Origin of the sequence: Streptomyces sudanensis (assembly GCF_023614315.1) — a bacterium.
GTDB lineage: Bacteria > Actinomycetota > Actinomycetes > Streptomycetales > Streptomycetaceae > Streptomyces > Streptomyces sudanensis.
Genome location: NZ_CP095474.1, coordinates 2,562,985 through 2,571,725 on the forward strand (window position 1 = coordinate 2,562,985; position 8,741 = coordinate 2,571,725).

Genomic DNA, 8,741 nt, shown 5'->3' on the forward strand with positions numbered 1-8,741 from the left:
GGGCGGGCGGGACGGAGCACCGGGCGCCCGGGGCGGCCACCGGCCGTCCCGGGCGTTCGCGACCGCTCGTCCGTGTGGCAATTCTCCAGCGCGGCACGCCCTTTGGTGGCAGTCTGCTGAGCAGCAGACACGCAGCGCGACGCCGGCGACAGTCCGGCAGCCGGAGGTGCAGTTTCCGTGGCGTCCAATGTCAACCCCACCGTCAGGCGACGCAGACTGGGCATGGAACTCCGCCGGCTGCGTGAGCAGAGGGGCATGACGGCGGAGGAGGTGGCGGAGCGCCTGCTGGTCTCGCAGTCGAAGATCAGCCGCCTCGAGAACGGACGCCGTTCGATCAGCCAGCGCGACGTGCGCGACCTGTGCGGCGTCTACCAGGTCGAGGACCGGCGGATCGTCGACTCGCTCATGCAGATGGCGAAGGACTCGCGGCAGCAGGGCTGGTGGCACGCCTTCGGCGACATCCCGTACAGCGTGTACATCGGCCTGGAGACGGACGCCGCGTCACTGCGCGTGTACGAGCCGCAGGTCGTGCCCGGGCTGCTGCAGACCCGGCCGTACGCGCAGGCGGTCATCACCGGGGCGCTCCCGGAGACGCCCGCCGCGGAGATCGACAAGCGGGTGAACGTCCGCACGCGCCGCCAGGACCGGCTCAACGACGCGGAGAAGCCGCTGCGGCTCTGGGCGGTGATCGACGAGGGGGCACTGCGCCGGGTCGTCGGCAGCCGCGAGCTGATGGTGACGCAGTTGGAGGCGCTGATCGAGCAGTCGCACCTGCCGCACGTCACCGTGCAGGTGCTGCCGTTCGAGATGGGCGCGCACACGGGGATCAGCGGGCACTACGCGATCCTGGAGTTCCCCGAGGCGACCGACTCGTCCGTCGTCTACATCGAGGGGGTGACCAGCGACCTGTACCTGGAGAAGCCGAACGACGTGCAGCGGTACACCGTGATGTACGAGCATCTGCGCGCACAGGCGCTGGGGGTGGAGCAGAGCCGGCGGTTCATGGCGCGGATCGCGAAGGACCACGCGGAGAGCGAACCGCCCGCCCTGCCGGGACTCCACCGGGACTGACGGGCGTACCGGCGGGGGCGCGGCACGGTACACCGCGGCCGGCTTTCGGCGGAAGGTCGTTCCGGTACTGCCATCCTGTCGAGTGAACGGCGCTGCCGTGGGCCGAGGTCCGGCCGGTAGCGTCGATCGCGCCGGCCTGAGGGGCCGGCGTGGCTGTCGAACCAGCCACCACCAGCCAGAACCGGAGCTAGATCATGGCCATTATTCAGGGCGCCACGGACACCTGGACGAAGTCCTCGTACTCCGGCGGGAACGGCGCGTGCGTCGAGGTCAAGTCCCCCGTCGTCGCGTCGGTCGCGGTGCGCGACTCGAAGGCCCCCGCGGGCCCGTCGATCACGTTCGTGCCGGACGCGTGGAACGCGTTCGTCCGCGAGGTGGGCACCGGCTCCCTCTGAGCCCGAAGCGGCCCCTCCCCGCCCCCGCGTGAGCCCTCTCGACTGGTCCGCCGTCCCGGCCGAGGGGGCTCGGTCGTGACCGGACCCGCCGGAGGTCACCGGCCCCCGCCAGTCCTTCTCACGGCCTCCCGCCGACCCTCCCCGCGGTCCTTTCCGCTCCCGTCCAGGCGGTTCCGTCCGGGCGCTCCCGTCCGGGCGCTCCCGTCCGGGCGCTCCCGTCCGGGCGGTTCCATCCAGGCGGTTCCATCCAGGCGGTTCCATCCAGGCGGTTCCGTCCGGACGGTCGACATACCGGCGAGTACCCGGCAGGGTGGCCCGTGGGCGACGCCGCCGGTCCCGCCTCCCCGCTCCGGACCGCGGCGTTCAGCCCCGCGGATAGCGGGCCAGCCAGCCCGGCGCGGCCTTCGACGGGCCGTGCAGCGCCGGGCCCTGCGTCATCTCCATCGCGAAGTCGTCGGCCAGCTCCAGCAGCGTGGCCCGTCCCTCCAGTTCGACCAGCCAGGCCGCCGGGAGCGCGGTCTCCCCGTGCAGGGCTCCCAGCAGGGCCCCGGTCAGCGCGCCCGTCACCTCGGACGGGCCGTCGTGGTTCACCGCCAGCCGCAGCCCGTGCCGCACGTCCTCGCCGACCAGCGCGCAGTACACGGCGATCGCCAGGGCGTCCTCCGCGGACTCCCCGTCCGTGTCGCCCAGCGACGCGATCCGGTCAGCGGAGGGCGTCCCCCGGCGCACGGCGTCCGCGGCCCGCTCCAGGGCGCCGGTGACCGGTTCGTGGTCCGGCCGGGACGCCAGTTCGGCCACCGCGTCCCGCACCGCCGACTCGATGTCCCGGCCGCGTGCCACGCCGTGCACCACCACCGCGTAGGCGCCGGCCGCCAGGTACGCGACGGGGTGGCCGTGCGTCTGTGCGGCGCATTCGACGGCGAGTTGGCACACCAGGTGCGGCTCCCATCCGACCAGCAGCCCGAACGGCGCCGACCGGACGGCCGCGCCGGCGTCCCGCGCGCCCGGGTTCTTCGGTTCGGCGGGCGTGCCCAGGGTTTCGTCGGCGAGGCCCGTCAGGCAGGGGCGGGCGGGATCGCGGCGGGCGTACAGCCACTCCTGGGCGGCGAGCCAGCCGTTGTCCTTGCGCCGCTCGTCGGGCCCCCAGTCCCGCTGGGTCGCCGCCCAGCGCAGGTAGGCGCGGTGCAGGTCGGTCGGCGGGTGCCAGGCGCCGGTGTCGCGGCGCACCTGGGCGCGGATCAGCCCGTCCACGGTGAACAGGCTGAGCTGCGTCGCGTACGTGACCGCGCCGCGCCGCCCGTAGGCCGGTACCGGCTCGGTGAGCCCGTCGGCGCCGTGGGCGTCGCGGATGGCTTCGACGGACAGGCGGGCCACCCCGGCGCCGAGGGCGTCGCCGAGGGCCCCGCCGAGCAGGCAGCCCCGTACGCGGGCGCGGTAGTCCTGCTGTTCGGCCCGGCCCCAGACGGCTGCCGCTGTGGTACTCACCGAGAGGCCCCTCCCCCACGACATGGCTCCGGCTCAGCACTGTAATCGAACAACTTCCTGGCGCAGGGCGGGGTGCCGGCAGAGCCCCCACGAACGGGCGAACCCGCCGGGAACTCCGTGGAAAACCGCGCCGACGACTCGTCCGGGACCCTCCCGCGACCCGGACGGCAGCCCGGATAGCAGCCCGGACGGCGACCTGGACGGCAGCCCGGACGTGACGGGGACGCCGACGGGGCGGCAGCTTCGCATGCGGTGCGGCAGCCTCGCATGCGGCGCGGCAGCCTCGCATGCGGCGCGGCGCGGCGTGACGCGGTGCGGTGCCGCGTCCGTTCCGGCGTTCGCCGTGGCCGGCGGCGGACCGGCGGCGGGCCGGCGGCTGTTCCTCGCCGGCCACCGGTACGGACGGACGGGCGCGGGTCCCCGGGGAGGTGGCGCCGCGAGGACGGTCGCGGGGGTGGTCGGGAGGATGGCTGCGGGGGCGGCTGCGACGGTGACCGGATCCCGCGTGCCCAGCCCGCCCCATGCGCCACCCGCCCGCTCACGCGCCGTCCGCCGCCCGCCCCTCCCGGACCGCCGCGGAATCCGGTCCGGCTCTCTCCCGGACCCGTCGCCCGCCCACGCGCCGTCCGGCCCGACCGGTTCCTCCCGTCCGGCGTGCGGTGGGGCTCGCGCCGGGTGGCCGCGGGTGACGGCGGGTGCTCCGGCCGTCCGGCCGCGGTGGCGGAAGAGCCGCGGCGGGGCCGGGGGCGCGCGGGGGTTTCTCCGGGTAGTCGGCTCGCGGCACGTACGGGTTCCCGGTGCGGAACGGGAGAATGCTCACGTGTGGTCCCGCCGGTGAGCCGGGTTGATTCCGCGCATCGCCGTGCCAGCATGAGGGGCCGGGCCGAGGGAAAGCACCACTCCTGTTCGGCCCGTTCCCTGTCGGCCCGTCAGCCACGCGCCCGGGCCACCCCCCGTACCGGGAGTCGTGGCTGGCGGGCGCTCGCCCCAGGAGCGGAACACCATGAAGGACACCCGGCCCGAGCGGGCCGTGCCCGGCCCTCCGGCCGCCCCGACGCGCGGGCCCCTGCCGGGCCTGCTCGGATTCCTGGCCCTGCTCGTGGTCCTGTTCGCGGCGTCGTACGCCGTCGGGACGCTCGCCGGGCCCGTCGCCCCCGGCCTCCACCCCGGCAGCGGCCCCGTCGGGACGACCGGCGGCGGGGCGGGCACGGGAGAACCGGACACAGGCGGCATGGACGGCATGGACGGCATGGACGGCATGGACATGGACGGCATGGGCGCGGACGGGGCGGGCCGATGACCGCGCCGGGCCGCGTGGCCACCACCACCGCCACGGCCACCACCGACCTCGTCATCGGCGGCATGACGTGCGGGGCCTGCGTCAAGCGGGTCGAGAAGGGCCTCGCCAAGCTGGAGGGCGTGGCCGCGGTCGTCAACCTCGCCACCGGCACCGCCCGGGTCACGCACCCGCCGGCGTACCCGGTCTCCGACCTGGTCGCCGCCGTCGAGCGGTGCGGTTTCACCGCCGAACCGCCGGCTCCGCCCGGGGTCGAGGAGGAACCGGAGGACGAGCGGCGGGAGCACCGTGACCGGGAGGCCGCCGGGGAGGCGGAGCAGCGGCGGCGGCTGTGGATCACCGTCGCGCTCTCGGTGCCCGTCCTGGTCCTCTCGATGGTCCCCGCCCTGCAGTTCGACCACTGGCAGTGGCTGTGCTTCGCGCTGGCCGCGCCCGTCGTCTTCTGGAGCACCTGGCCGTGTCACGTCAAGGCGGTGCGGGGCCTGCGGTACGCGGCGTCCACGATGGACACGCTGGTGTCCCTCGGCACGGTCGCCGCGTTCGCCTGGTCGACGTACGCGCTGTTCCTCGGCGGGGCCGGCGTGCCGGGCATGACGATGCCGTTCAGCCTGCTGCCGTCCCCGTCGGCGGACGTCGCGCACGTCTACCTGGAGGCGGCCGTCGCCGTGCCGATGTTCGTGCTGACCGGGCGGTACCTGGAAGCGCGTGCCAAGCGCGGCGCGGGCGCCGCGCTGCGGTCGCTGGCCGGACTCGCGGCGAAGGACGTGGCGGTGCGCTCCGGGACGTCGGGAGGTGAACGGCGCATCCCGGTGGAGCAGTTGCGCGTCGGCGAGGTCTTCGTCGTGCGGCCCGGGGAGAGGGTCGCCACGGACGGCGTGGTCGTCGAGGGCGGTTCGGCGCTCGACCTGTCGCTGGTGACCGGCGAGAGCGATCCCGTCGAGGTGGGCCCCGGCTCCCCGGTCGTCGGCGGCGCCGTCAACGCGGGCGGGTTGCTGCTGGTCCGGGCGACGGCGGTCGGCGGGGACACCCAACTGGCCCGCATCACCCGGCTGGTGACCGACGCGCTCGCCGGCAAGGCCAGGGCGCAGCGGGTCGCGGACCGGGTCGCCGGGGTGTTCGTGCCGGCCGTGCTGGCGCTGGCGGTGACCGTGCTGGGCTTCTGGCTGGGCGCCGGGGCCGACCCGCAGGTCGCCGTGACGGTCGCCGTCGCCGTACTGGTCGTCGCCTGCCCGTGCGCGCTGGGCCTCGCCACGCCGACGGCGCTGCTGGCCGCCACCGGGCGCGGCGCCCAGCTGGGCATCCTCGTCGACGGGCCGCGCGCCCTGGAGGCCCTGCGCAACGTCGACGCGGTCGTCCTCGACAAGACCGGCACGCTCACGGCGGGCCGGCTGAAGGTCACCGGCGTCACCCCGCTGAGCGGTGCGCACCGCGACGACGAGCGGCGCGAGGTGCTGCGGCTCGCCGGCGCCGTCGAGCAGGGCTCCGGCCATCCGCTGGGCCGGGCCGTCGTGGCGTACGCGCGCCGCACGCTCGGCGAGGACGCGCTGCCACCGGTCGCCGGCTTCGTCTCGACGACCGGGGTCGGTGTCGCCGGCCGGGTCGACGGGCGGCACGTCGAGGTCCGCGCGCCTGGCGACGAGGCGCTGCCCGGGGTGCTGGCCGAGGCGCTCACCGCCGCCGAGGAGGCCGCGCACACGCCCGTCGTGGTCAGGGTGGACGGCGCGGCGCGGGCCGTGATCGCGCTGGGCGACACGCTGCGGCCGGGCGCGTACCGGGCGGTGGAGCGGCTGCGCAGGCTGGGTCTGCGGCCCGTCCTGGCGACCGGCGACCGGGAGGCCACCGCCCGCGCCGTCGCGGCGGAGCTGGGCATCCCGGAGGCGGACGTCCACGCGCGCTGCACGCCCGAGGGCAAGGCGTCGCTGGTGGCCGGGCTGAGGGCGGAGGGCCACCGGGTCGCCGTCGTCGGCGACGGCGTCAACGACACGGTCGCCCTGGCCGGCGCGGACCTGGGCATCGCCATGGGCGGTGGTGCGGACGCGGCGATCGGGGCGGCGGACGTGACGCTGGTCAGGGAGGACGTCGAGGCCGTCGCGGACTCCGTGCTGCTGGCCCGCCGTACGCTCGGCACGATCCGGACGAACCTGGCGTGGGCCTTCGGGTACAACGCCGTCACCCTGCCGCTGGCGGCGACCGGCTGGCTCAACCCGATGGTGGCGTCGGCCGCCATGTCGGCCAGTTCCGTCGTCGTCGTCGCCAACAGCCTGCGGTTGCGCGGCTGGCAGCCCCGGCGCCCGGCGGGGGCCGGACGCCGCCGCACTCCGGGAGTACGCGTATGAAGTCCCTGCGGGAACGGGTCGGGGCGGTCGCGCCGGCGCTGTCCGCCGTCCTGGCGAGCGCGCTCGCACTGGGCGGGCTCACCGCCTGGACGGCGGCGGGCGCGGCGGGCAGCCCGGCGAGGCCGGAGGTCACCCGGGCGCGGCTCCTCCAGCCCTTCGCCGGGAGGGAGTCGACGGCGGTCGTCTTCACGGTGGTCAACTCCGGCGGCTCCGACGACCGGCTGACGTCCGTGACGTCCCCCGCGATCACCGGGGCGATGCTGTCGCAGGACGCGGACGCGGGGGCGTCGGCGGCCCGGATGCGGATGCTCCGCTCGGTGCGGGTGCCGGCGCGGGGGGTGCTGGAGATGACGCCGTACGGCACGGACGTGATGGTCGAGTTGCGGGAGCCGGTGCGGCTGGGGCAACGGGTCCCGTTCACCCTGCACTTCGAGTGGAGTAGGCCCGTCACCGTGGAAGCCCTGGTGGTGCGCCACGCGCAGTGGGCCTCCCGCTGACCCCGTAGGGGGCTCACCCCGTAGGGGGCTCACCCCGTAGGGGGCTCACCCCGTAGGGGGCTCACCCCGTAGGGGGCTCACCCCGTAGGGGGCTCACCCCGTAGGGGGCTCACCCCGTAGGGGGTTGTCCCCGGCAGCGCCCCTCCGCGCCGGTGGAGTGCCCCCTTCCGCCGACCCCGTAGGGGCTGCTCCTCAACCCGTACGGGGTGCGTACCCGCCTCCCGGCCCTCGCGCCCGCCCCTCCCCCGAGGGCGGCGCGGGGGTCGGCGGAAAGGCCGCCCTCGGGGCCGGGACCCGCGGGGAAGCGGCCGGGACCCGCGGGAAAGCGGCCGGGGCCTGCGAGGAAGCGGTCGGGGCCGTCGGCGAGCGGCCGGGGCCGGCCGGGGCCGGCCGGGGAACGCGGCGGTGGCCGCGCCCCCGTGAAAGCAGTACAGGCTTTCCTGAATTCAGGATCTCTTGTACTGTCGCGGCGTGCTGACCCTCGCCTCCGGCATCGAGGTGCTGGCCCGGTTCGGCCGGGCGCTCGCCGACCCGATCCGCTGCCGCATCCTGCTCGCCCTGCGCGACGCCCCGGCCTACCCCGCCGACCTCGCCGACGCGCTCGGCGTCTCGCGCACCCGGCTGTCGAACCACCTGGCGTGCCTGCGCGACTGCGGCCTGGTCGTCACCGTCCCCGACGGCCGCCGCACCCGCTACGAGCTGGCCGACCCCCGCCTCGGCCACGCGCTGGACGACCTGCGCACCGCCGTGGTCGCCGTCGAGACCGACCGCGCCTGCGTGGACGGGGAAGGCCGCGCCGCCCGGCAGGGCGAGGGCTGCTGCGCGCCCCCCACCGCCCCGGTCNCGTCCGCCCCGGTCCCGCCCGCCGGGGCCGGGGCGGACGCGCGCGGCGACCGCGGTCCTCAGCGTGCCCGCCGCACGCCCGCACCGGGGGTGGAGCGGTGAACGGCTGGGCCTGGACGGCGCTCGCCCTCCATCTGGGGTGGGCGGGAACCGCCTTCGGCGTGCGCGCCGCCCTGCAGCGCCGCCGCACCGGCGACGCGGGGTTCCGCGGCATCTCCGGCCGTCCCGGTGACGCCTCCTGGTGGGCCGGGGTGCTGTTCGTGATCGCCCTGCTCGGCGGTGCCGCCGCCCCCGCGGCCGCGCTCGCCGGACTACCCACCGCCGCCGTCCCCGCCGCGCGGTGGACCGGACTGGCGGTCGCGCTGGCCGGGATGGCTGCCACCCTGGCCGCGCAGACGAACATGGGGGCCTCCTGGCGGGTGGGCGTGGACGAGGGCGAGCGCACCGCGCTGGTCACCGGCGGTCTGTTCGCGCACGTCCGCAACCCCGTCTTCACCACCATGGCCGCCACCGCGGCCGGCCTGGTCCTGATGGTTCCCAACGGGGTCTCCCTCCTCGCCCTGGTCTGCCTGGTCGCCGCCCTCCAACTCCAGGTCCGCGTCGTCGAGGAGCCCTACCTCCGAGCCGTGCACGGCCCCGCGTACGCGGCCTACGCCGCCCGCACCGGACGCTTCCTCCCCCGCGTCGGCCGGCTCGCCTCCTGAACGGCCCCGCGCGCGGCGCGGACCGGGCGGGGCGGCGGGGCCGAGGACCCGGGCCCGGCCGCCGTCCGGGCGCACCGGCGCTGCACCCGACACTTTGTCCCTCTTCTGCTTGG

8 protein-coding genes are annotated in these 8,741 nt (G+C 76.3%); 7 read left to right on the forward strand and 1 reads right to left on the reverse strand.

From position 1 onward, the window contains the following. Positions 1–177 precede the first annotated feature (177 nt). On the forward strand, positions 178–1,071 hold the full coding sequence (locus MW084_RS11855; protein WP_078572001.1) for a helix-turn-helix domain-containing protein: 894 nt from the start codon (positions 178–180) through the stop codon (positions 1,069–1,071). Between the two features lie 194 nt (positions 1,072–1,265). After that, positions 1,266–1,466 carry a DUF397 domain-containing protein gene (locus MW084_RS11860; protein ID WP_010473734.1) on the forward strand — a complete coding sequence of 67 codons (201 nt, stop codon included), beginning with the start codon at positions 1,266–1,268 and terminating at the stop codon, positions 1,464–1,466. Between the two features lie 363 nt (positions 1,467–1,829). Here the strand turns inward: MW084_RS11860 and MW084_RS11865 are convergent, their stop codons facing one another. Continuing rightward, positions 1,830–2,951 carry an ADP-ribosylglycohydrolase family protein gene (locus tag MW084_RS11865; RefSeq protein ID WP_010473735.1) on the reverse strand — a complete coding sequence of 374 codons (1,122 nt, stop codon included), beginning with the start codon at positions 2,949–2,951 and terminating at the stop codon, positions 1,830–1,832. 1,003 nt (positions 2,952–3,954) lie between these two features. On the opposite strand from MW084_RS11865, the gene MW084_RS11870 reads away from it, so the two are divergent. From MW084_RS11870 to MW084_RS11890, 5 genes are all read left to right on the forward strand, one after another. After that, positions 3,955–4,251, forward strand: coding sequence for a hypothetical protein (locus MW084_RS11870; protein ID WP_010473736.1), 297 nt, complete (start codon positions 3,955–3,957; stop codon positions 4,249–4,251). Beyond that, the gene (locus tag MW084_RS11875; protein ID WP_010473737.1) at positions 4,248–6,584 is read left to right on the forward strand and encodes a heavy metal translocating P-type ATPase; all 2,337 of its coding nucleotides are present in this window, start codon (positions 4,248–4,250) and stop codon (positions 6,582–6,584) included. Before MW084_RS11870 ends, MW084_RS11875 begins: the two co-directional genes overlap by 4 nt. Beyond that, positions 6,581–7,081, forward strand: coding sequence for a copper chaperone PCu(A)C (locus MW084_RS11880; protein WP_010473738.1), 501 nt, complete (start codon positions 6,581–6,583; stop codon positions 7,079–7,081). The genes MW084_RS11875 and MW084_RS11880 overlap by 4 nt, the downstream gene beginning before the upstream one ends. Positions 7,082–7,552: 471 nt before the next feature. Next, positions 7,553–7,924, forward strand: a 372-nt coding sequence (locus MW084_RS11885; RefSeq protein WP_275563582.1) for an ArsR/SmtB family transcription factor, incomplete at its 3' end; no start/stop codon positions are given. A gap of 98 nt (positions 7,925–8,022) precedes the next feature. Then, positions 8,023–8,628 (forward strand): methyltransferase family protein, encoded by a 606-nt coding sequence (locus MW084_RS11890; protein ID WP_255115097.1) that lies wholly within the window; start codon positions 8,023–8,025, stop codon positions 8,626–8,628. The last annotated feature ends 113 nt before the right edge of the window (positions 8,629–8,741 follow it).

Excerpts from the sequence above, each read along its gene's own strand:
- MW084_RS11860 (WP_010473734.1), top strand. The coding sequence starts at position 1,266 with ATGGCCATTATTCAGGGCGCCACGGACACCTGGACGAAGTCCTCGTAC.
- MW084_RS11870 (WP_010473736.1), top strand. The coding sequence starts at position 3,955 with ATGAAGGACACCCGGCCCGAGCGGGCCGTGCCCGGCCCTCCGGCCGCC.
- MW084_RS11875 (WP_010473737.1), top strand. The coding sequence starts at position 4,248 with ATGACCGCGCCGGGCCGCGTGGCCACCACCACCGCCACGGCCACCACC.
- MW084_RS11880 (WP_010473738.1), top strand. The coding sequence starts at position 6,581 with ATGAAGTCCCTGCGGGAACGGGTCGGGGCGGTCGCGCCGGCGCTGTCC.